28 protein-coding genes are annotated in these 22,212 nt (G+C 63.3%); 15 read left to right on the top strand and 13 right to left on the bottom strand.

Going from position 1 to position 22,212, the window contains the following annotated elements; translation table 11 throughout:
• Positions 1-14 precede the first annotated feature (14 nt).
• From FJ942_RS25445 to FJ942_RS25435, 3 genes are all read left to right on the top strand, one after another.
• Entirely contained in the window at positions 15-536 is a 522-nt protein-coding gene (locus FJ942_RS25445; protein ID WP_140899331.1) for a helix-turn-helix domain-containing protein, read from the top strand.
• Positions 537-612: 76 nt separating this feature from the next.
• Positions 613-846 carry a hypothetical protein gene (locus FJ942_RS25440; protein WP_140500515.1) on the top strand — a complete coding sequence of 78 codons (234 nt, stop codon included), beginning with the start codon at positions 613-615 and terminating at the stop codon, positions 844-846.
• Between the two features lie 185 nt (positions 847-1,031).
• The gene (locus FJ942_RS25435) at positions 1,032-1,463 is read left to right on the top strand and encodes a heme-binding protein (protein WP_140899329.1); all 432 of its coding nucleotides are present in this window, start codon (positions 1,032-1,034) and stop codon (positions 1,461-1,463) included.
• A 2-nt stretch (positions 1,464-1,465) separates the two neighbouring features.
• Here FJ942_RS25435 and FJ942_RS25430 read toward each other — a convergent pair whose 3' ends face one another.
• From FJ942_RS25430 to FJ942_RS25395, 8 genes are all read right to left on the bottom strand, one after another.
• On the bottom strand, positions 1,466-1,867 hold the full coding sequence (locus tag FJ942_RS25430; protein ID WP_140500511.1) for a hypothetical protein: 402 nt from the start codon (positions 1,865-1,867) through the stop codon (positions 1,466-1,468).
• Between the two features lie 180 nt (positions 1,868-2,047).
• Positions 2,048-3,001 (bottom strand): agmatinase, encoded by a 954-nt coding sequence (locus FJ942_RS25425; protein ID WP_140899327.1) that lies wholly within the window; start codon positions 2,999-3,001, stop codon positions 2,048-2,050.
• A gap of 31 nt (positions 3,002-3,032) precedes the next feature.
• Positions 3,033-3,707, bottom strand: a complete 675-nt coding sequence (locus FJ942_RS25420; protein ID WP_140658565.1) for an amino acid ABC transporter permease — start codon at positions 3,705-3,707, stop codon at positions 3,033-3,035.
• Entirely contained in the window at positions 3,704-4,363 is a 660-nt protein-coding gene (locus tag FJ942_RS25415; protein ID WP_140568180.1) for an amino acid ABC transporter permease, read from the bottom strand. Before FJ942_RS25415 ends, FJ942_RS25420 begins: the two co-directional genes overlap by 4 nt.
• A 101-nt stretch (positions 4,364-4,464) precedes the next feature.
• Positions 4,465-5,322, bottom strand: a complete 858-nt coding sequence (locus tag FJ942_RS25410) for a transporter substrate-binding domain-containing protein (RefSeq protein WP_140500505.1) — start codon at positions 5,320-5,322, stop codon at positions 4,465-4,467.
• A 2-nt stretch (positions 5,323-5,324) separates the two neighbouring features.
• Positions 5,325-5,819 (bottom strand): Lrp/AsnC family transcriptional regulator, encoded by a 495-nt coding sequence (locus tag FJ942_RS25405; protein ID WP_140500504.1) that lies wholly within the window; start codon positions 5,817-5,819, stop codon positions 5,325-5,327.
• 346 nt (positions 5,820-6,165) lie between these two features.
• The gene (gene rpmF, locus FJ942_RS25400) at positions 6,166-6,348 is read right to left on the bottom strand and encodes a 50S ribosomal protein L32 (RefSeq protein ID WP_008834724.1); all 183 of its coding nucleotides are present in this window, start codon (positions 6,346-6,348) and stop codon (positions 6,166-6,168) included.
• Positions 6,349-6,490: 142 nt separating this feature from the next.
• Positions 6,491-7,252 carry a transglycosylase domain-containing protein gene (locus FJ942_RS25395; protein ID WP_140500502.1) on the bottom strand — a complete coding sequence of 254 codons (762 nt, stop codon included), beginning with the start codon at positions 7,250-7,252 and terminating at the stop codon, positions 6,491-6,493.
• Between the two features lie 78 nt (positions 7,253-7,330).
• On the opposite strand from FJ942_RS25395, the gene FJ942_RS25390 reads away from it, so the two are divergent.
• The 5 genes from FJ942_RS25390 to FJ942_RS25370 all read left to right on the top strand — a co-directional run bounded on the left by FJ942_RS25390 (position 7,331) and on the right by FJ942_RS25370 (position 12,273).
• Positions 7,331-8,248, top strand: a complete 918-nt coding sequence (locus FJ942_RS25390) for a polyprenyl synthetase family protein (protein WP_140625011.1) — start codon at positions 7,331-7,333, stop codon at positions 8,246-8,248.
• Between the two features lie 69 nt (positions 8,249-8,317).
• Entirely contained in the window at positions 8,318-9,073 is a 756-nt protein-coding gene (locus tag FJ942_RS25385; RefSeq protein ID WP_140899325.1) for an SDR family oxidoreductase, read from the top strand.
• Between the two features lie 207 nt (positions 9,074-9,280).
• Positions 9,281-9,499 (top strand): hypothetical protein, encoded by a 219-nt coding sequence (locus FJ942_RS25380; protein ID WP_140517598.1) that lies wholly within the window; start codon positions 9,281-9,283, stop codon positions 9,497-9,499.
• 13 nt (positions 9,500-9,512) lie between these two features.
• Positions 9,513-9,755, top strand: coding sequence for a hypothetical protein (locus FJ942_RS25375; protein WP_140500496.1), 243 nt, complete (start codon positions 9,513-9,515; stop codon positions 9,753-9,755).
• A 178-nt stretch (positions 9,756-9,933) separates the two neighbouring features.
• Positions 9,934-12,273 (top strand): response regulator, encoded by a 2,340-nt coding sequence (locus FJ942_RS25370; RefSeq protein WP_140899322.1) that lies wholly within the window; start codon positions 9,934-9,936, stop codon positions 12,271-12,273.
• Here FJ942_RS25370 and FJ942_RS25365 read toward each other — a convergent pair whose 3' ends face one another.
• The 4 genes from FJ942_RS25365 to FJ942_RS25350 form a co-directional block, all read right to left on the bottom strand.
• Positions 12,274-13,113 (bottom strand): Stf0 family sulfotransferase, encoded by an 840-nt coding sequence (locus FJ942_RS25365; protein ID WP_224671103.1) that lies wholly within the window; start codon positions 13,111-13,113, stop codon positions 12,274-12,276.
• Between the two features lie 34 nt (positions 13,114-13,147).
• Complete coding sequence (locus FJ942_RS25360; protein ID WP_140899320.1) at positions 13,148-13,996, bottom strand: lytic transglycosylase domain-containing protein; 849 nt, start codon at positions 13,994-13,996, stop codon at positions 13,148-13,150.
• A gap of 5 nt (positions 13,997-14,001) precedes the next feature.
• Entirely contained in the window at positions 14,002-15,252 is a 1,251-nt protein-coding gene (ispG, locus tag FJ942_RS25355) for a flavodoxin-dependent (E)-4-hydroxy-3-methylbut-2-enyl-diphosphate synthase (protein WP_140517596.1), read from the bottom strand.
• A 557-nt stretch (positions 15,253-15,809) separates the two neighbouring features.
• Entirely contained in the window at positions 15,810-15,989 is a 180-nt protein-coding gene (locus FJ942_RS25350; RefSeq protein ID WP_097571999.1) for a YdcH family protein, read from the bottom strand.
• Between the two features lie 240 nt (positions 15,990-16,229).
• Between FJ942_RS25350 and FJ942_RS25345 the strand changes: the two genes are divergently transcribed.
• Positions 16,230-16,433, top strand: a complete 204-nt coding sequence (locus FJ942_RS25345; protein WP_140550905.1) for a YdcH family protein — start codon at positions 16,230-16,232, stop codon at positions 16,431-16,433.
• 2 nt (positions 16,434-16,435) lie between these two features.
• On the opposite strand, the gene FJ942_RS25340 is transcribed toward FJ942_RS25345, so the two are convergent.
• A complete protein-coding gene (locus FJ942_RS25340) occupies positions 16,436-17,230 on the bottom strand; it encodes an IclR family transcriptional regulator (RefSeq protein ID WP_140899318.1) in 795 nt (264 codons plus the stop codon).
• Between the two features lie 129 nt (positions 17,231-17,359).
• Here FJ942_RS25340 and FJ942_RS25335 point away from each other — a divergent pair, with 129 nt between their 5' ends.
• The 6 genes from FJ942_RS25335 (at position 17,360) to FJ942_RS25310 (ending at position 22,181) form a co-directional block, all read left to right on the top strand.
• Positions 17,360-18,241, top strand: a complete 882-nt coding sequence (locus FJ942_RS25335) for a transporter substrate-binding domain-containing protein (protein ID WP_140899315.1) — start codon at positions 17,360-17,362, stop codon at positions 18,239-18,241.
• Positions 18,242-18,336: 95 nt separating this feature from the next.
• Positions 18,337-19,002, top strand: a complete 666-nt coding sequence (locus FJ942_RS25330) for an amino acid ABC transporter permease (protein WP_140500485.1) — start codon at positions 18,337-18,339, stop codon at positions 19,000-19,002.
• Position 19,003: 1 nt separating this feature from the next.
• Positions 19,004-19,654 carry an amino acid ABC transporter permease gene (locus FJ942_RS25325; RefSeq protein ID WP_140500483.1) on the top strand — a complete coding sequence of 217 codons (651 nt, stop codon included), beginning with the start codon at positions 19,004-19,006 and terminating at the stop codon, positions 19,652-19,654.
• Between the two features lie 2 nt (positions 19,655-19,656).
• Positions 19,657-20,451 carry an amino acid ABC transporter ATP-binding protein gene (locus FJ942_RS25320; protein WP_140517594.1) on the top strand — a complete coding sequence of 265 codons (795 nt, stop codon included), beginning with the start codon at positions 19,657-19,659 and terminating at the stop codon, positions 20,449-20,451.
• A gap of 38 nt (positions 20,452-20,489) precedes the next feature.
• On the top strand, positions 20,490-20,951 hold the full coding sequence (locus tag FJ942_RS25315; protein WP_140500480.1) for a RidA family protein: 462 nt from the start codon (positions 20,490-20,492) through the stop codon (positions 20,949-20,951).
• Between the two features lie 24 nt (positions 20,952-20,975).
• A complete protein-coding gene (locus FJ942_RS25310; RefSeq protein WP_140899313.1) occupies positions 20,976-22,181 on the top strand; it encodes an aminotransferase class V-fold PLP-dependent enzyme in 1,206 nt (401 codons plus the stop codon).
• The last annotated feature ends 31 nt before the right edge of the window (positions 22,182-22,212 follow it).

Raw genomic sequence — 22,212 nt, 5'->3', positions numbered from 1 at the left:
TTTGGAGAAGTCGAATGAACATCGATCGCCGCTCGGGTTGCCCGATCAATCTTTCGCTGGAAGTGTTCGGCGACCGCTGGAGCCTGATCATCCTTCGCGACATGATTTTTGGCGGCAGGCGCCATTTTCGCGAGTTGCTCAACGGGTCGATGGAAGGCATTGCTTCCAACATACTGGCCGACCGGCTGAAGCGGCTGATGGATCTGGGCATGCTGACCAAGGCCGACGATCCTTCGCACAAGCAGAAGGCGATCTACAGCCTGACCGAAATGGCGATCACCCTGGTGCCCATCCTGGCCCATCTCGGCGCCTGGGGCCGCGTCTGGCTGCCGGTCAGCGAGGAATTGTCGATCCGGGCCGAGCTTCTGGAAAAGGGCGGGCCGCCGCTATGGGAGAAATTCATGGATGAGTTGCGCCACGAGCATCTCGGCACGCCCCTCGATGCAGCGTCCGGCCCCTCTGTACGCGCGACCCTGCAGGCCGCCTATGAGGCCGTGCTCGCCAGCAAGGCTCTCGGCGCCGACCCGGCCGCGTGACCAACTATTTTCCCCGTTGAATGGCCGGCTCTGCTACAAGAGGCCGAAAATCACGTCACGAGATTGGAACAGACTCTTGGTTGAGAACTCTAGGGATACTGCCCGCGCGCGCGCCGATCTGCGCTTCAAGAAGCAGGAGGAAGCGGCCACGGTCCGACAGAAGGCGATGGCCGAGTATGTTGCCGAGAGCGATGCCCGCAAGGTCAAGACCGACAAGCTGCGGGCGCTGCGGCTGGCCAAGGAAGCCGAAGACCTTGCCAACGCGCCGGCAGTGCCCGCCAAGAAGCCCGCCCGCGCCAAGAAGAAGTAGCACGCCGCTCCTTCGTTGCCGGCCCTGAGCCGTTGGCCGTTGACCGCGTTGGCATCGCGGCATCAGCGCGATCTGGATTGGCGGCGCCTTCATCCCGCTTTCCAGCGCAAAGGAATTTCTACCGGAACCTCGGTTGCCTCGTTCGGCTGGCTGCCGATGATATCCGTTTCAAACAGGAGATCGCCATGACCGCACTGCCGCTCGACAAAGCCCTCGAGATCATCGACGCCGCCTTCGCCAAGGGCGCGGAGCTCAAGCTCAGGCCGCTCGGCGTCTCGGTGCTCGACGCCGGCAGCCATCTCGTCGCCTTCCAGCGCCAGGACGGCGCCTCGTTCCTGCGCCCGCAAATGTCCGCCGGCAAGGCTTATGGCGCGCTCGCCATCGGCATGGGCTCGCGCCGCGTCGAGGCCTTCGCCAAGGAGCGCCCGCATCTCATGACCGGCATCTCCGACGTCTCGGGCGGACGCGTGTTGCCGGTCGTGGGCGGCGTGCTGATCCGCGACAAGGCAGGCAGCATCATAGGCGCCGTCGGCATTTCCGGCGACAGCTCGGACAATGACGAAGCCGCCGCCATCGCCGGCATCGAGGCCGCCGGCTTCACCGCCGATCCGGGCTGAGGCTAATTCAGGTTGATATCCCTGCTCGCCGACCGCATCGACACCGAGAAGCCGGCGAGCACGTCGAACAGCGCGATGATCATCAGCGTGAAGAAGACCGAATGCGCGGCGCCCTTGACCAGTAGGAACTCGACCAGGAAGGCCACGAAGACCAGCGTCGACAACAGATGGTCCATGATCGAGGCGTTCGTAGTGCGCGCCGATTTCACGATCTCGACGAAGAGGAAGATGAGCCCGATCAGCACCATAAGGTCGCCGAGCGTCATCGAGAACACCCCGCCGGACATCATGCCGACGGAAAAGACCTCGCTTGCCCAGGGATCGTCACCGCTGCCGAATATTCCGAGCAGCCCGAGATTGTAGAGGACAAAGGGCACGATCAGCAGCGGGACGGCACCGAACATCTGGCGTCTCCATTTGGGGGCACCCCTTTGTAGAGTGCGCCACCGGCACGCCGTCAAGAATTTTCGCAGCACGCCCCAAACACGCTAGAAGACCGAATGCAACAACGATGTCAGCCGGTTGTCCGGCCGACATCTTTGAAATCGAGCCGCGGGATGCGTGAACGCGCACCCCGCTCGCGATCAGCGCTTGAAGTAGCCGGCGCGCACGGCCGCGCCGATGACGTTGAGGATGATATGGCCGGCCGTCATCGAGGTGATCTCGTTGACGTCGCGCGCCGGCGCGATCTCGACGATATCCATGCCGACCAGCCTTCCTTTGCCGACCAGCCCCTTGATGAGCTCAATCGTCTGCCGGTAGCTGACGCCGCCCGGCTGTGGCCCCTCAACCGCCGGCATCACCGCCGGATCGAGGCCGTCGGCATCGATGGTGAGATAGTAGCGACCGCCGTCGGGAATTCGCTTCAGGAGCGCGGCGGTGCCGATGTCCTGCCATTCATTGGTGGTGATGATGTTGGCGCCATAGGCGCGGGCGGCCTCGACCTCCTCGGTGCGCGCGCTGCCTTGGCCGCGAACGCCGACCTGAAAAATATCCTTGATATGCGCCATTTCCGAGGCCCGCCGGATGGTGCTGGAATAGCCCTCCTTGACCCCGTTGACGTTGTCACGCCAGTCGAGATGTGCGTCGAGCTGAACCAGCGTGATCGGACCCTCGCCATCGAGCGCCCGGAAGATCGGGATCGGAATGCCGTGGTCGCCGCCGATTGTGATCGGCAGTGCGCCCGCGGCGCGGATCTTGCGGATCGCCGCTTCGGCTCTGCCATAGTGCCCGACATGATCGGCCGCCGCGCCGGGAACGTCGCCGACGTCTACCACCTTGATGTCCTTGCCGTCGAAGACTGGCCCACCAATGTCGAAATCATAGCGGTCGAGCGCCTGGCTGATCCGCTGCGAGGCGCGCCGCACCGCGGTCGGCGCATTGGTCTGGTCGTTGATCAACTCGTCGATCGTGTAGGGATCGCCATAGGGCATGCCCATGATGGCGACATCGGCCTTCAGCGTGTCGAGATCCTCGACCAGCGGAAAGTTCATGAATGTCTGGAAGACATCGCGCGGCGCGGTGGTGAGTTTGGACATGGGGTCTCCTCTGCGTTGAAGCTTTTTTGGATCAGGCGCCACGGCGGGCTGCGAGATGAGGCTGCAGCCTGTGCTCCAGGCTGCGCGAGATCGCTGCCACGAAGGCCGTCAGCCCCCAGTACAGCAATGCGATGGCGGTGAAGATCTCCACCGGCGAGAAGGTGCGGCCAATGATGTTCTGGGCCATGTAGGTGAGTTCCGGTACGGTGATCGCCGACAGGATCGCCGATTCCTTGATCAGCGTAATGGTGAGATTGGTGGCCGCGGGCAGGATGTAGCCGAGCACCTGCGGCACCAGGATCTTGCGGAAGATAGTCAGGTAGCGCAGCCCCAGCGCGTAGCCGGCCTCGACCTGGCCGTACGAAATCGACTGGATCGCGCCCCTGATGATCTCGGCCGAATAGGCGCTGGCATAGGCTGACAGCGCGCCGATCGAAACGACCACGGGCGAGAGCCTGACACCGAACATCGGCAAGGCGTAGAACAAAAGGAATATCTGGATCAGGAACGGGATATTGCGGAATATTTCGACATAGGCTGAGACGATCGCCGTCGGCACCCGTCCGCCGCGCAGCCGGATAAGCGCCAGCACGGTGCCGAGCGCGAAGCCGAACGGCAATGCGACAGCGCACATCAGCACCGTGTTGCCGAAGCCCTTGGCGAGGATCTGCCAGTTGTCCGCTATGACGGAAAAATCGAAGCTCATGCGCGTACGCCTTGCGCCTTGCGTTCCAGGCGCTTGGTCAGCACGCTGCATGAGAGCAGCACGACGAAATACAGCACCGCCGCGATGCAGAAGGCCTCGACCGGCCGGTAGGTGACGTTCATGATGTTCTGCGCGGTGCGGGTCAGTTCCACCACCGCGATCACCGACAGGATCGAGGATGCCTTCACCAGCATGGTGAACTCGTTGACCATCGGTGGGATAATGGCGCGGAAGAGCTGCGGCAGGATGACCTTGAACCAGGTCACGGCAGGCTTCAGCCCGAGCGCCTTGGCCGCCTCGTACTGGCCGGCGGGAATGCGCGTCAGCCCGGCGCGCAGGATTTCGGCGACGAAGGCCGCGCTGTTGAAGCTGAGCGCCAGCACGCCGGCCAGGAGCGGCGGCAGGTCGATACCGACGAGGCCCGGCAGCACGTAGTAGACCATGAAGATCTGCACGATCAGCGGCGTGCCTCGGATGAAGCTGGTGTAGACCGCGCCGATCCAGCGGATCACGCGCCAGCGCGACCTGCCACATGCGAGCAGGCCGAAGCCGATCAATGTGCCCACCAGAAACCCCAGCGCCGAGACGCTCAGCGTGATGCCGGCGCCGGCCAGGAATTCCGGCAGGAAGGTCAGCGTCTTTGAAAAATGGAACATTTTTCAGCTCGAATGATCCCTGGACGTCCGGGCCATCCGAGACCGGCGCGTCCAATGACTGGAACCACCGGTCCGGCAGCGCCGGGCGCCTGGTTGGGGGCTTAGAGCGCGCCAGGCGGCAGATAACCCTCGTCGGGCGTCTTCATCTCGAACCCGAACCATTTGAGCTGAAGCTCCTTCAGCTTGCCGCTGTCCTTCAAGTCGCCGATTTTGGCGTTGATGAAGGCGCGCAGATCCTTGTCCTCCGGCCGCACCACCCAGGAGAGATAGGAGAATTCGCCGATCGAGCCGACGACCTTGTAGGTATCGGGAACGTTCTTCATCAGAACGGCCGCCGAAGGCGAGGCGATGACGATGGCGTCGACCTGGCCGGAGGCCAGAGCGACATGGGTCTCGGGGAAGGAGGTGAACAGCTTCATCTCGCCGACACCCTTGCCGCCCTTATCCTTGAGCTCCTTGTCATAGGCCTCGATGATGGGCTGCACGGAGGAGGCGAGTTGCGTGGCCACCACCATGCCGTTGATGTCCTCCGGCTTCTTGATGCGCTCCTCGTCGACGCGCACGACGACGACGTTCTCGAACGAACCGGTTGGCCGCGTGTAGGCGTATTTCGCCGCCCGCTCGGCGTTGATGCCGGTCGAGGTCGCCATCAGGTCGAACTTCTTGGCCAGCAGCCCTGGCAGCAAGCCTTGGAAAGGCAGGTTGAGCTGGTCGAGCTTCACGCCGAGTTGGCTGACCACATAGTCGAGAATGTCCTTGTTATAGCCGACGATCTGGCCGTCGCGGACGAATTCGAACGGCTCGAACGCGGCCTCGGTTCCGACAAGGATGGTGCCGCGCTGCTTGATTTGGTCGACCAGCCCATTGGCATGGGCGGTGGCAGTGAACGGCAGGAGGAGCGGCGCGGCGGCAAGAAGGGTCAGGACGCGGCGGCGCGAAGCGGAAAGAAACTCACCCATTGTTACCCTCTTTTTTCTTCGGTTTTGCTGTGCTGGTAAGCCCGGCCGCTATGCTTGAAGACGCGACCGATCATGTAGCTCTCGGAATCCTTGATCCCGGGAACGTTGGCCAGTTCACTGACGAGGAAATCGTGCAGGCTGGTCGTGGATGGCAAAGTGAGCTGGATGATGATGTCGAACGGCCCGGTCATGGCGTAAACGCTGTCGACGAACGAGTATTCCGACAGTTTTCGAGCAACGCTGATGATGTGCTCGCGGTCGACGTCGAGCCCGACAATGGCCGCAATGCCGACATCGCTGCGCAAAGGGCGCACGACCGCCTGGATGCAGATATCCGGGTCCTCGAGCACACGGGCCATTTTCCGCCGCACCGTCGCTTCGGTGACGCCGATGCGCTTGGCGATATCCACACTCGACATCCGCCCATCGACTTTGAGTTGGGAAAGGACGGCCTGCTCGGTATCGTCGAGATCACTTGTGCTGACGAAATCCCACATCGAATTCCCAATCTGTGTCGATTTCCGACTATAAATTCAAAAATCGCATAAGAAACCGTCTATGGCAATCCCACAGATTGCGAAAAACACCAGCGACGCTTCCTCCGGCGATTGCCGCGCATCGGGCTCACGGTTCGATCATTGGGAAAAGTCGTGTCGACCGAGTCGAAGGCGATGTGCGGTATGCAATCGGCCATGCCTCGAGGATGCACGATGAGGCGGCGTCCGGGCCGATCGGAGATCAAGGCCTGGAGACGCAGCTACGCTGTCGGTCGTCGGTCCCGCCAGACGCAAAAAGACCGGCCAGCGGCCGGTCTTTTTAGCTCAAACATCAGGAAAGCTGGTCTCAGCTTTCCTTGGGCGTCAGCACCTGGCGGCCGCGATACATGCCGGTCTTCAGGTCGATATGGTGCGGGCGGCGCATTTCGCCGGAGTTCTTGTCCTCGACATAGGTCGGGGCCTTGAGGGCGTCTGCCGAGCGGCGCATGCCGCGCTTGGACGGAGAGGTTTTTCGTTTTGGAACGGCCATGGATATGCTCCACTACATGGTCAAAAGCCCCGCCCGCCCTCGTGAAAGGGCCGTGTCAGGGGCCGGAATCTGAGAAAGTCGGGTGCCTATACACGCCCGGTGCCGTTTTGGCCAGCGCTGCCCGCGAATTTTTTTATGTCGGCTACTGGAGGCAGCCGACATAAGCGCCGGATCGGCCGGCGCGCCGCTCGATCAGGTTGGCCAGCCTCCTCAGCCCCGGCCCGGGCTTGGCCGGGTTGCGGGCGATCGGATTTGGCAAGCTGACGGCAAGCAGCGCGGCCTGACGGCGCGACAGCTGTTTTGCCGAAATACCGAAATGGTGCCGCGCCGCCGCCTCGATGCCGTATATGCCCGGCCCCCACTCGGCGATGTTGAGGTAGATTTCCATGATGCGCCGCTTCGACATCACCGCGTCGAGATACACGGCCAGCGGCAACTCGACCACTTTACGAACCGTGCCCAGCGGACGAGACCACAAAAACAGGTTCTTCACCGTCTGCATGGTGATGGTCGAGGCGCCGCGCGTCCCCTCGCCGGCCAGCGCGTCGTCGACGACACCCCGCAATTCGCCGAGGTCGACGCCGCGATGGAAACAGAACTGTCCGTCCTCCGACATGATCACCGAATTGGCCAGCACCGGTGCCACGTCGTCGATCGACACCCAGCGGCGGTCATAGCCGGAGAAGGTGGCAAGATCCTTCAGCATCAGCGTCGACACCGGATGCACGAAAGACGGCAGATAGAGAAAGGTCAGCACCGTAGGGATAAGCGCCAGCACGGCAGCCACGACGATACCGCGCCGGACCCAGCGTTTGAGAGCACGACGGTTCACGCCACGGGATCTCGTCGCCATGTCCAGCTTTTCGGTTTCATGATCGACGATCGGTTCCGCCAAGTCGCCCAACCCGTGTCTCTCCCTCCCCCGGCATAATGGCGCTTGTCTTCTTGCGCAACGTCTGAGTGTCGGCTACCGGTCCGGGCCATGACGAATGACGATGAAATGGCGTTCGAAACGGCGCTCGTCGCACGGGCCGCCGCCGTCGAGACGTTGCTGCGGCGATTGCTCGACGACCGCGCGCTCACGGGCGAGATCGCGCGGCCCGGGCGCCTTATGGCGGCGATGCGGCACGGCGTGCTCAACGGCGGCAAGCGCCTGCGCCCCTTTCTGGTGATGGAAAGCGCGGCCCTGTTTTCCGCCGACGGCGAAGCGGCACTGCGCGTGGCGGCCGCACTGGAATGCGTGCACTGCTATTCGCTGATCCATGACGACCTGCCGGCGATGGACGACGACGATCTGCGCCGCGGCCAGCCTACCGTGCACAGGGCCTTCGACGAGGCGACTGCCATCCTCGCCGGCGACGCCCTGCTGACGCTTGCCTTCGACATCCTCGCCGACGAGACTACGGCGCTGCCGGCGGAGCGGCGGGCCGCCCTTGTGCTGGCGCTCGCCCGCGCCGCCGGGGCCGGCGGCATGGTCGGCGGCCAGACGCTGGACCTCGAGGCCGAGCGCATCGCGCCGGACGAGGCCGGGATCATCCGGCTGCAGGCGATGAAGACCGGTGCGCTGATCCGCTTTGCCTGCGAGGCGGGCGCGGTCGTCGCCGGCGTGCCTGCCGGGGATCGCGAAAGACTGGCCGAGTTCGGCTCGGCGATCGGGCTTGCCTTCCAGCTTGCCGACGATCTTCTCGATTTGACCGCGGATGCCGCACAGATGGGCAAGGCGACGGGCAAGGACGCCGCCGCCGGCAAGGCAACGCTGGTGGCGCTGCACGGGGAGGCATGGGCACGCGCCCAGTTGCATGGCCTTGTCCATCAGGCGCATGCGCTGCTCGAACCCTATGGCGAGCAGGCCGGCCTGCTGAAGGCAGCCGCGACCTTCGTGGCGACGCGCAACAATTGAGATCGGGCAGAACCCGGGGCTTGGCGTAAAGGTCTCTGTTTAACGGGCCAATCGGGAGGATCAGGTTCGATGTCGACCAAATTGTTCGATCTCAGCGGGCGCACCGCCCTCGTAACCGGCTCCTCGCAAGGCATAGGCTTCGCCTTGGCCAAGGGTTTGGCCGAAGCCGGCGCCAGGGTGATCCTCAACGGCCGTGACGAGGCAAGGCTCGCCACCGCGATCAGGCAGATTCCCGGAGCGGAAAAGCTGGCCTTCGATGCTACCGATCATGAAGCGGTTCGCTCGGCGGTCGACGGTTTCGAACTGGACGGCGGAGCGATCGACATTTTGGTGAACAATGCCGGCATGCAATTCCGCGCGCCGCTCGAGGAGTTTCCCGCCGATGCGTTCGAGCGCCTGCTGCAGACCAACGTCGCCAGCGTCTTCCATGTCGGCCAAGCCGTGGCGCGCCATATGATCAGGCGCGGTCGCGGCAAGATCATCAACATCGCCAGCGTGCAGACCGCGCTCGCCCGTCCGGGCATCGCGCCCTACACGGCAACGAAAGGCGCGGTCGGCAACCTGACCAAGGGCATGGCTACGGATTGGGCCAAACATGGCCTGCAATGCAATGCCGTTGCACCCGGCTATTTCGATACGCCGCTCAACGCTGCCCTTGTCGCCGACCCTGCGTTCAGCACCTGGCTGCAAAAGCGCACGCCAGCCGGCCGCTGGGGAAAGGTCGAGGAACTGGTCGGCGCCTGCGTCTTCCTGGCCAGCGATGCCTCCTCTTTCGTAAACGGCCATATTCTCTATGTGGACGGCGGCATCACAGCGTCGATCTGATCCGCCGCGCCGAACAGGCAGGCGCGCCAAATGCTGCCCGATCGATAACCGGTTGACGCGGAGCTGACATCACTCGTGGCAGCATTCCGCTGTTCGAAGATACGCGGCTGCGGTGGTCTCACTCCCGGCCAGAGCGTTTGGGGACCTTGCGTTTCGGGAACAATTGCACCCGTCGCGACGTTCGGGACCAGAAGCAGGAGGCAACCCATGAACGACAACAAGCATCGCAAACAGCCGAGGCCAAGCGATCGCGACTTGCGCAACGATCCCGGCATCGGCGCATCCAAAGGCACCATCAAGGGTGGCGACATTCTTGACGACGACGAGGAACTCGATGGCGAAAATACTTTTCGGGGCGATGTCGAGAACGACACCACCCCGCAAGGCGGTGTGAACCCCGACCAGACCGGCCGGACGAACAAATAGAGGGAGATATCCCATGACCGGCAAGAAGACCCACGAACAGCAGGTGCAAATCATCGAGGAGCGGGTGAACACCAAGAATGCGGACAAGAATTTCAACGCCGAGGACGAACTGAAGCGGTCGAAGCAGGAAAGAACGGCTCGCCAGCAGGGCCAGTCGCTCAGGGGCGGCGACGTCGATCTGGTCGATGCCGATGACCGTGAAATGCTTCGCGGCTCGAACCAGGAATCCCGGCATCACAAACGGCCCGCGGATTGAAATAATATCCGAAGCTTGACCGTCCCTTGAAGTGGCCGCGGCCCTTCATCTCGGCGCAGCCGGCAGGCTACATGGGAGGCTGCGGGAATCCGAAATTCTCGGTCGCCAGAACGAAATCTTAATGTAAATCAAGCGTAATCCCGACCGTTAAAATAATGCGTATGTGTTGGGGTTGCGCATGCCGGAATATTCTTCCTTCATACGGTCCATCCGGAGCCGTTATCTCTCGGGATTGCTGATCTTCGCGTTGGCTTCGCTCGCGATCATGCTCGCACTTGATCGCGTCAATTCCTTCCGCCACCAGATCGATGCCCTGAGCAGCAACCTTGTCATCTTTACCCGCGATCTGCGCAACGCGACCAGCTTCGCCGAGACGACGGGAACCGCCTGGCGAGCGGAGACGCGCGATGCGCTGACCGCGTCGGCGCGCGGCCATTCGGAACGCCTGACCAGCGAGATTGGGACGCTTGCGGCCCAGATCGCCGCATTGCGTCCACGCCTGTCGACAAAGACGATCAACGAGCTCGAATCCGCTTCGGTCAATGGCGACCTGTTCTGGTCTCCGCGCGACATGATTCGAAACTTCAACCTGATGTCGGTGGCGCAGAAGGTCGATGAGTGGAGCTATCGCGAAATCCGCAACCAGAACGACCTGTTTGCCCAGCCGATGCTGGTCCGCGTCCGCACCGCCATGGACGACGAGCGCCATTTGGCCGACGCCTCCAGTGACCGGCTGCTGCTGTGGGCGAGCGGATTGCTGTTCGCGGTGCTCTCCATCGCCGCTTTCTGGATCTTCCGGCCGATGGAGCAAGCCATCCGCCGCGCCTTCGCCGAATCCGCCGAGTCGCTGTTCAAGGCCGAGGCGGCCGACCGCGCCAAATCGGAATTCCTCGCCAATATGAGCCACGAAATCCGCACGCCAATGAACGGCGTGCTCGGCATGGCCGAGCTGCTGGCCAAGACCGAGCTGACCGCGCGCCAGAAGACCTTCACCGACGTCATCGTCAAATCCGGCAATGCGCTGCTCACCATCATCAACGACATCCTCGATTTCTCCAAGATCAATGCCGGCCAGCTCACGCTCGACCCGGCGCCGTTCCGCCTTGCCGAGGCGGTCGAGGATGTGGCCACGCTCGTCTCCGCCCATGTCGCCGAAAAGAACCTCGAACTGATCGTGCGCGTCGACCCGCGCCTGCCGGCGTACGTCGTCGGCGACGCCGGGCGGTTCCGCCAGATTGTCACCAACCTGCTCGGCAACGCGGTGAAGTTCACCGAGAAGGGCCATGTGCTGATCGACGTCGGCGGCGAAACCGTCAATGACGTCGTCCAGCTCAAGTTGCGCGTCGAGGACACCGGCATCGGCATCCCGGCCGAAAAGTTGCAGAACGTGTTCGAAAAATTCGCCCAGGTCGACGGCTCCTCGACCCGCCGTCACGAGGGCACCGGCCTTGGTCTCGCCATCGCCGCCCGCCTCGTCGACCTGATGGCCGGCAAGATTGGCGTCGAGAGCGAGATCGGCCGCGGCTCCGTATTCTGGTTCGCGGTGCCCCTGCCCGTGCATCGTGCCGAGGCTCGCGACGAGATCGTGCCGGTCGACGTCACCGGCGCCCGCGTTCTGGTCATCGACGACAATCCGGTCAACCGCGAGATCCTGCTCGAACAGCTCAGGAGCTGGAGCTTCGACTGCGCCGCCGCCGAAAGCGGTGCGGTCGGCCTGGCTTTCCTCGACCGCGCCTGCCATCTGGGGGCCGCCGTCGATTGCATCATCCTCGACTACCAGATGCCCGGTATGAACGGCGCCGATGTCGCGAAAGCCATTGCCGCCGACAGCCGGCTGTCGGCCATACCGGTCGTGCTCTTGACCTCGGTCGATCAGGTCGATTTCGGCAAGATGATCATCGATTTCGGCATTGCCGCGCACCTGACCAAGCCGGCGCGCTCCGCGGTCCTGCTCGGCACCGTTATCTCGGTCGTCCAGAAAGCCCGCTCGCAGGTCGGCAGGGCGCAGTTCGTTCGCGAACCCGTACCGGCGCCGTCGCAGGCGGCGCCGCCCGCCTTTACCGTCATCCGCGGCCCGGCAATGCCGGCCGTCCCCGTGCCGGAGCCGACGGTCGCGCCGAACGGTCCGATCGACATCCTCATCGCCGAGGACAATGAGGTGAACCAGCTGGTGTTCGGCCAGATCCTCAACGGGTTGGGCTTGAGCTATCGCATAGCCGGCAACGGCCGCACGGCGGTCGAGATGTACCGCTCGTTGCGCCCGAGGCTGATCCTGATGGACGTCTCCATGCCGGAGATGAACGGTTACGAGGCGACCCGCGCCATCCGGACGACGGAGGCCTCGGATGGCAGCCACATCCCGATCGTCGGCGTCACCGCGCATGCGCTGAAGGGCGACCGCGACAAGTGCATCGAAGCCGGCATGGACGATTATCTGCCGAAGCCGGTTTCACCCGACCGCCTCGGCGCCAAGATCGGCACCTGGCTCAGCGAAACGGTGGTGGCGAAGACGGCATAGCTATACCGTCGACGCCTCGGACGCCGCATCCAGATGATAACGGCGCATCCAGTCGAGGCTTGTCTCGTCGGCAAGCCTTGCGACGCCGGGTCTTATATCCCCAGCATCCGGTGCCTGAACCCCCAAGGCGTCGCAAACGGACGCCAACGTTGCAACCGGATCGCTCGACAGGCGCTCATAGCCGATCCGCAGCGGGATTACCTCTTGCTCCGCGAACCACATGTTCCAGGCAGCGTCATAAGCTCCGAGCTCGGCAACCTCATCCTTGATCCGCCCGAAATCATATTGAGGTTCCCGGGGAGGCCCCACCCTTTCCAGCTCGGTTCCATCAGGAGCGACATGCCAAAGGCCGGTTTGCTGCGCCTTGACCAGCGATACGGCCTGCGCAAGCTTGTCCTCGCGTGACAGATGTATGTAGAGAACACGGCCAAACGCCCTCTCGAAACGAGCTTTATCCGAGACAAGCCCCGGGAAAATCCGGTCGAGTATCGCTGAAAGCTCATCCAGATTCTCTCGCATCAGGCGCAGGCCGAAAATACCGGTCCCATCCTTGCCGGCGGCGATGGCCGCATTGAGATAGGCGGCATTGAATTCGAGTTCGCCCATCGTGTCGCGGCCGGGCAGCCCCCACTCTTCGGCCCATTCGGGCACGTCCTGCCGCCGATAGAACGAATGAGGATCGCCCGCGGCCTTCGTGGAGGCCAGGAGTTTGCACAGCAAAGTGCTTCCGGTCCTGGGCGTGCCGCAGATAATATATGCGTCGACCATCCTGCGGCCCTCATTGCTCGTTGAAGGCAGGGCAATGCCGGCCAATCCAGGGCCTATAGCCGCGGCCGTCATTTTTATCGCCCCTTCACCCGCAACGACACACCCGCTATCGGTTGCGCACCACCACGCATGCCCCGCCGACACTTTGCAACTTCTGGCAGATAGCGCCGGCGACGGCACGGTCGTCGACCCCGATCCTGACCGCGTAGATGCCGCGCCGGCCGATCGGCGTGCGCACCCGGCTGACCACCGGATCATGCCCGCCTAGCAGGGCCGGGAAGCGGCCTCTCACCCTGAGCCACTGGTTGATCGCGGCGCTGCGGCGGAAATTGCCGGCCACCTGGATTCCCCAGGGCTTTATGTTGATGGAAGCCATCGCCACCGTGCGCGACATGATCACCGGGAGCTTACGGCAGGCCGCGACGAAATCGGATTTCGCGTCGAGCGGTCGCACGCTTCCGGCATAGGCTCGGTCGGCGAACTTATCGACCGGCTCGCCCATGATGTCGAAGACATAGCTTTCGGTTTCCATCGGCAGGAAGCCGCCCGAGCCCAGCCAGCGCGAGACCCGGTTTTCGCCGGCATTGTAGGCGGCGGCCGCCAGGCCGAGATTGCCATAGCTGGTCTTCATCTCGGCGAGGTATTTCGCCGAGGCCGGGATCGCCTGGTTGATGTCGAAGGAATTGGCGAGCCCGCGCATCTTGGCGGTCCCCGGCATGAACTGGGCGATTCCTTCGGCGCCGACCGGACTGACGGCGTTGGGATCGAACCGACTTTCCTTCCAGATCAGCCGGGCGAAGAAATCCCTGGGCAGGCCGTTCTGGTCGGCATGGGCCTGGATCAGGTTGCAGACCTTGTCGATCAGCCGCTGCTTGGCCGATTGCGGCGGATCGGCCTGGACCAGGGTAGGCCACCCGCACAGCAGGATCAGCGCAACCGGGAGGAAGCGCAGCATTCGACCTACTCTGCCGCGGCCTTGCCGCGACCAAATCGTTGTTCGATATAGTCGGCGACCATCTTTTCGAAATCCTGCGCGATCGACGGTCCGCGCAGCGTCGCCGCCTTCTTGCCGTCGACGAAGACGGGCGCTGTCGGCGTCTCGCCGGTGCCGGGCAGCGAAATGCCGATATCGGCATGTTTGGACTCGCCCGGGCCGTTGACGATGCAGCCCATCACGGCGACCTTGAGGTTCTCGACCCCCGGGTATTTCTCACGCCACGCCGGCATGTTCTTCCTGAGATCGGCCTGGATGTTCTGGGCCAGTTCCTGGAACACGGTCGAGGTTGTGCGGCCGCAGCCGGGGCAAGCGGCGACGATCGGCACGAATTGCCTGAAACCCATGGTCTGCAGCAATTCTTGCGACACCTGTACCTCGCGCGTGCGATCGCCATTCGGCTCCGGCGTCAGCGATATGCGGATGGTGTCGCCGATGCCTTGCTGCAACAGTATGCCCATGGCGGCGGATGAGGCGACGATGCCTTTCGAGCCCATGCCGGCCTCAGTGAGGCCGAGATGCAGCGCATGGTCGGAACGGCTGGCGAGCTCGGTGTAGACGGCGATCAGGTCCTGCACGCCGCTGACCTTCGCCGAGAGGATGATCTTGTCGCGGCCAAGGCCGATCTCCTCGGCCATCTCGGCCGAGAGGATCGCCGACTGCACGATCGCCTCGCGCGTCACTTGCTGTGCGGTCAACGGAAAGCCGCGGGCCTGGTTGTCGTCCATCAGCCGGGTCAGGAGTTCCTGGTCGAGCGAACCCCAGTTGACGCCGATGCGCACCGGCTTGTCATGTTTGATCGCCATTTCGACGATTGCCGCGAACTGCCGGTCCTTCTTGTCCTTGAAACCGACATTGCCGGGATTGATGCGGTATTTGGCCAGCGCCTCGGCGCAGGCCGGATGATCGGCCAGGAGCTTGTGGCCAATATAGTGGAAGTCGCCGACAATCGGCACGTTGATACCGAGCCGCGCCAGCCGTTCCCGGATGCGCGGCACGGCGGCGGCGCTTTCATCGCGGTCTACGGTGATGCGCACGATCTCGGAGCCGGCGCGATGCAGCGCCGCCACCTGGGCGACCGTCTGGTCGACATCGGCGGTATCCGTATTGGTCATCGACTGCACGACGACGGGAGCACCGCCGCCAACCACCACGCCGCCCACATCGACGCCAACCGAGGTGCGGCGCGGGAAGGGAAAGGAATAATATCCGGTCATGCCGGCAGCCTTTAATCTCTGGAGCGCCGCGCGTCCACTTGGACGCACAAAAGCGCGCTCCGGGCCGATGCGCTGAAGTCCGGGCATGAGGTGGAGGAGCAAAGATGGCTTGTCAATGGCGACAGGTCGCCACTGGCCGCAATCGATGCCGCCGCCGGTTGCTCGGCGCCCGACTTTTATCGCTCGCTTGCGTCGGCCAATCGGCTACCTGGCGATTGGCAGGCCCCATCGCTTTGTCTTTCCCGGAACGAGTCCGTCATTTCGGGGAGGAGCAAGGAGAAGAGCGACGCAGCGCAGTCCCAGAATCCAAGCCCTGACCTCAGAGCGCCGCGGCAAGGCGGAATTCTGCTCCGCTGCACTCTTCGGTCAGTTACGGCAAAGGGGAGCCGCGACGAGCTTCGCCCCTGCTCGTCCTGGGACTAGGAAGTCGGAAGGCCTCTGCCTGGTACGAATATCTGTGATGGTCGACCTGAAACCGAAGATCAAAACCACCAGTCCGGCGGCAATTGCCGCCGGCAGGAAAGACCCGAATGGTGAGCGGTTATGTCAGTGGGGCATCAATGCGTCGTGGGTTTGGCCCTCAGTTTTTCAATCTCGTCCTTGATTGCCAGCTTGCGTCGCTTGAGATTCACGATTTCGAGGTCGTCCACCGACGGGTGATTCATCGCGTCATCGAGCTCGCGTTCGATGTCGCCGTGTTTCCGCTGCAACTCATCAAGATGGGATGCAAGAGACATGATTGGTTCTCCCTTTCATGATTTCCTCGATTGCAGCCGCCAAAGGCGCGTCCACCGCAGGCTCGCTCTGTGACGGCACAATGACAGTGTGCCACCTTCGCGCAGCGATGTCGAATGATCCGTGGTAGCATTCCACGACAACGTGAAATGTGATATGGGCTGCGCGCCGGTGGCAGAGAGTGCCACCCCCCGCCCAATCAGGCCCAGCTTTGGGCGCCGCAGACGTGCAGACGGTAGAGAATGTCCGATCAGGAACAGGCCGATATTCGCCTCGAATTTTCCCGGCTGAAGCAGGAACACGCCGATTTCGACGCCGCGATCAATGCGATGATCGCCATGAACTGCGACCCGCTGCAGATCCAGCGCATGAAGAAGAAGAAGCTTGCGCTGAAGGATCGGCTGATGAAGCTGGAAGACAAGATCATCCCGGACATCATCGCCTGACTTCAGGTCCAGGCCGCGATCGAAAGCCGCGCCGCGCGTTCGCGCAACAGGGCCAGGAGTTCGCCTGTCTTCTCCTGCGACGTGTCGATGGGCACCACCAGGCACATCGTCGCCTCGACGCTGCCGGGTGCTGAAAACACCGGCGCGGCGAGGCATTTCGTATAGGCGTCGACGAGCCCCGAAGTGATGCAATAGCCGGTGGCGCGCGCCGTCGCTATGTCGGCGATGAAATCGTCCAGTTGCAATCTGCGGCCATCGGGCAGGATGAGGTCGTCTTCCGATATCATGGCCTCGATCCGGGCCTGTTCGAGGCCGGCGAGCAGCAGCCTGCCTGACGCGGTCCAGGGCAGCGGGATCTGCAATCCGGTGGCGGAGCTGATGCGGAACGGCCGGGTGCCCGGGCTCGAGTGCACGATCGTGTAGCGGCCGCTCTGCAGCATGCACAGTTCGGAGGTCTCGCCGGTCTCGCGCGACAGGTTGTCGACCTCCTGGCGTCCTCGCCTCAAGAGGTCGTTGCCGCGCACATAATCCATTCCATAGAGATAGAGCTTCTTGCCGAAATAGACGCGGTTGCCGTCGCCGGCCATTTCCAGGAGGCCGGCATCGACCAGCGATCGCACCAGCGTGTAGGTGGTCGAACGCGGCGCGTTGACCCCCTTGGCCAGGTCGCCGATGCCGATGGCGCGCTGCGTCGAATGAAGGAACTCCAGAATCTCGAGCACCCGGTTGAGGCCCTTCTCCCGAGAGGCCGAAATCTTTGCGTCCGCTGAGACCGCCAAGGCGCTGCCATCTTGCATTGTCGATTCCTGATGTTAGTATCTGTCTTGTACAGGATACACTCGTCCCTTGTAAGAGACAATTTCTGTAACGATCCGGGTGCGCGTATTGCCTGTGCGTAGGGGAACACAACACGAAAGGAGGTCGCTGTGGACGACACATCCAAAAGGCGTGATTTTCTGAAACTGGGTATGGCCGGACTGGCAACGGCCGGCGTCATGAGCGCGGCGGCAACGGTCGACGTCCAGAAGGCGACGGCGCAGGCTGCGCCCGATAGCCTGCTACGCACCGTGCTGGAGCGCGGCAAATTGATTGTCGGCACCGGAAGCACCAATGCGCCATGGCATTTCGAGAACGATGCCGGCGAACTCGTCGGCATGGACATCACCATGGGGCGCATCCTGGCAAAGGGCTTGTTCGATGACCCGACCAATGTCGAGTTCGTCATGCAGGACCCGGCGCAGCGCATTCCGAACGTGACGACGAACAAGGTCGACATCACCATCCAGTTCATGACCATGACCGCGCAGCGCTCGCAGCTGATCAACTTCTCCAGGCCTTACTACGTCGAGGGCGTCGCCTTGCTGACTTTGCCCGGCGCCGAGAACAAGACCTTCGACAAGCTGCTTGCCGCAGGCTCCGCGACGCGCGTTTCCATCCTGCAGAATGTCGACGCCGAATCTTCGGTGCATTTTGCCTTGCCGGAGGCGCAGGTGATGCAGATCGATACACAGGCCAACGTGCTGCAGGCATTGGAATCCAAGCGTGCCGATGCCGCTGCCGTCGACCTCTCCACCGTGCGCTGGCTCGCCTCGCGCAATCCGGACAAATACTTCGATGCCGGCAAGAGCTGGTACTCGATGCTTTATGGCGCGGCGCTCCGGCAAGGCGATCTCGATTGGCTGACCTTCGTCAACCAGACCTTCACCATCGCCATGTTCGGCCATGAAACGGCGCTCTATGACGCCGCGTTCAAGGACTATTTCGGGCAGGAGCCGCCGGCGCGCCACCCCGGCTTCCCGGTTATCTGACGTCATCGGCGGAAGGGCGCCGCCGGCGCCCTTCCGCCCTTTTTCCTGGCGACGCGGCCAGCTTTGCGTCATATCGGGAGCACTGAGGCCGACGCATGGGTTATGCGCTCAATTTCAACCTGATCTGGCGGCATTTCGACAAGCTGTGGGGCGGTCTGCTGCTCAGCCTGGAGCTCGCCGTCATCTCGATCGCCATCGGCATCGTCATCGGCCTGGTCCTGGCGGTCTGGTACGTGTCGGCCGGACGCATGGTGCGCGGCATCATTGCCGCCTATGTCGAATTCATCCGAAACGTGCCGCTGATCCTGCTCGTCTATCTCGTCTTCTACGGTCTGCCGACCGTGGTCGACATCGCCTACAGCGCGCAAACCTCGTTCGTCGCCACGCTGGCGCTCTACAGCGGCGCCTATCTGGTCGAGGTGTTCCGCTCCGGTCTCGAAGCGGTGCCGCGCGGCCAGCTAGACGCCGGCAAGGCGATCGGCCTGACGCCCTGGCAAAGGCTGCTCCATGTGCGCCTGCCGACCATGCTGCGCATCACGCTGCCGGCGCTTTCCAACACTTTCATATCGCTGTTCAAGGACACCTCCGTCGCTTCGGTCATCTCGGTGCCCGAACTGACCTTCGGCGCGCAATGGATCAACTTCAACACCTTCCGCATCGTCGAGGTCTATCTCGTCGTGACGGCGATGTATCTGCTGACCGGCTACGCCCTGCTTTACGCGCTCCGGCTCGTCGAACGCTGGTTCAAGGTGGTGCACTAGCATGCTTGGCCAGATCGCCTACGCCTTGCCTTTCCTGGCTCAGGGTTTTGCGCTGACGCTTTGGGTGTCGCTGCTGGTCGTGACGTTCTCGCTCGTCGCCGGTGTCGTCCTTGGCGTCGGCCTGGTCTATGGCCCGGCGCCGGCGCGCTGGGCGGTGCGCATCTTCAGCGACACCATTCGCGGCATACCGATCCTGGTGCTCATCTTCTTCGTCTACTACGGGATGCCGGCCGTCGGGCTTCACCTGCCGTCCTTCTGGGCTGCCGTGCTGGCGCTGACCTTGTTCAAGACAGCCCAGGTCGTCGAATATCTCCGGGGCGCCGTCGGCTCCATCCCGAAGGGACAATCGGAGGCGGCAATGGCGATCGGCCTGACCTTCCGCCAGCGGCTGGCCCATGTCATCTTTCCGCAAGCGTTCAGGCGTTTCCTGCCGCCCTGGATCAATGGCGTCACCGACGCGGTCAAGGGCAGCGCGCTGGTCTCGCTGCTCGGCATCACCGATCTCATGCAGGCCATCAACCAGGTCATCGGCCGCACCTATGAGGCCATGCCGCTCTACATCCTTGGCGCCCTCATCTACTTCGCCGTCAACTATGCGCTTTCGCTTGCCAGCAGGCGGCTGGAGCGGCGTTTCTCCTTCATCCGGGAATAGCAATGTCCACAAGCTCGAACGATGCCCCGGCCCTTCTCGACATCCGCGATGTGTCCAAATCCTTTGGCGCCGTCCAGGTCCTGCGCTCGGTCAGCCTGCGCGTGGCGCGCGGCGAGGTGGTGACGGTCATCGGGCCCTCGGGCAGCGGCAAGACCACGCTGCTGCGCTGCGTCAACTTCCTGGAGAGCTATGACAGCGGGTCCATCCGCATCGACGGCAAGGAGGTCGGCTTCCGAGAAACCGGAGCCCGCCAGCGCCGCAGCGAACGCGACCTTGCCGCGATGCGCGCCGAGACCGGCATGGTGTTCCAGAGCTTCAACCTGTTTCCGCATCTCACCGCCGCCGGCAACATCATGCTCGGCCTCACCAAGGTGCGCGGCAAAAGCACCGTGGAGGCGCGCACGATTGCCGAACACTGGCTCGGCCGCGTCGGTCTTGCCCATAAGGCCGACAGCCTGCCGGCGGAGCTCTCCGGCGGCCAGCAGCAGCGCGTCGGAATTGCGCGCGCCGTGGCCATGGGGCCGAAAATCCTGCTGCTCGACGAGATAACCTCCGCCCTCGATCCGGAACTCGTCGGCGAGGTGCTTGAAGTGGTGCGCAGCCTCGCCGAGGACGGCATGACGATGGTGATGGTCACGCATGAGATGGCCTTTGCCCGCGACGCCTCGAGCCGCATCGTCTTCATGGCCGATGGCGGCGTCGGCGCGGTCGGCCCGCCGAAGGAGATTCTCGCAGCAGACGCCGAGAATGAGCGTCTGCGCAATTTCCTGGCGCGCTTCCGCGCCTCGCATTTCTGACATCGGATGGTTGACACCATCCCAAGGAGCCTTCTTCCATGACGCCTTACACCAGGCTCGCCGAACTCGGCCTCACATTGCCCGAGCCGCCGACGCCCATCGCCAACTTCGTTACCCATGCCGAGAGCGGCCGGCTGATCTTCCTGTCCGGCCAGGGACCGCTGCGGGCCGACGGCTCGCTCTGCACCGGGAAGGTGGGCGAGGATGTGACGGTGGAGGAGGCTTATCAGCATGCCCGCCTCACCGGCCTCAACCTGCTTGCCGTCATGCATGCTGCCGCCGGCGATCTCGGCCGCGTCGTGCGTGTCGTCAAGCTGCTCGGCTTCGTCAATGCCACGCCGACTTTCAGCGACCACCCCAAAGTGGTGAATGGCTGCTCCGATCTTTTCGCCGACGTTTTCACCACGATCGGCGGGCATGCCCGCTCGGCGATCGGCGTCGGCTCCTTGCCCGGAAACATCACCGTCGAAATCGAAGCGGTCGTCGAGATCGCTGCCTGATCTGTCATCCACGGGATTGCTCACATGAAAACCTATTCCGACACCGGCTCCAACACGACGATCCGCGAACGGCTCGGCCTTCGTCCGATCATCAACGTCTCCGGCACGATGACGGCGCTCGGTGCGTCGATCATTGTGCCTGAAGCGATCAGCGCGATGTCTGAAATGGCATCGCAATGGGTGGAGATGGACGATCTGCAGCGCGCCGCAAACGCCGTCGTCGCGCGCCTCACCGGCGGCGAGGCCGGCTTCATCACCGCCTGCTGCGCCAGCGGCATCACCATGGCGATCGCCGGCGCGATGACGGGAACCAACCTGCTCGCCATCGAACGCCTGCCGGACGACACCGGCGACCTCAAGTCAGAGGTGATCATCCAGCTTGGCCACATCGTCAACTACGGCGCCCCGATCGACCAGTCGGTCCGCGTCGCCGGCGCCAAGGTGGTGCCCGCCGGCACGGTCAGCGTCACGCAGGACTATCATGTCCGCGACGCGATCAACGAGCGAACGGCGGCAGGCCTCTACGTCGTCGCGCATCACACCGTGCAGTACGGCATGCTGTCGCTGGAGGAATTCTGCGAAATCTGCCACCCCAGGGGCGTGCCGGTGATCGTCGACGCGGCTTCCGAATATGACCTGCGCGGCTTCCTGGCGCGTGGCGCCGACATCGTCATCTACAGCGGCCACAAATTCCTGAGCGGCCCGACCAGCGGCATCGTCACCGGACGCAAGGATCTGGTGCGCGCCGCCTATCTACAGAACCGCGGCGTCGCCCGCGCCATGAAGGTCGGCAAGGAAAGCATCGCCGGCACCATGGCCGCGCTCGAGGCATGGGAGAAGCGCGACCACGCCGGCATCCGCCGGCGCGAAGAGGCCGCCCTCAACCTTTGGAAGGATGCTCTGCAGGGTATCCCGGGCATTGGCGCGGAGATCATTCCCGACCCGACCTCCAACCCGCTCGACCGCCTGCAGGTCTTCGTGCTGCCGGAAAGCCGCTTCACCGCCGCCGGCCTTGCCTCGGCGCTTGCCGGTGGATCGCCGCCCATCATCGTGCGCAATCACGAGGTCGAACGCGGCCATTTCTTCCTCGACCCCTGCAATCTTCATCTCGGAGAGGCGGAAATCGTCGCCGAACGGCTGCGCGCCCTGTTGACCGCGAAGGACCGGCCCGCCGACGCCATGAAGATTGCTCGCAAGGTCTCTTCCGGCGCCTTGCGCTGGCCGGATTGAGCGCCAAGCGGACCAACGAACCCAAAGCACC

The organism is Mesorhizobium sp. B2-4-2, from assembly GCF_006442845.1.
Classification (GTDB): domain Bacteria; phylum Pseudomonadota; class Alphaproteobacteria; order Rhizobiales; family Rhizobiaceae; genus Mesorhizobium.
Note: the sequence above shows the minus strand (reverse complement) of the source record. Positions and strands in the feature narration are given on the sequence as shown.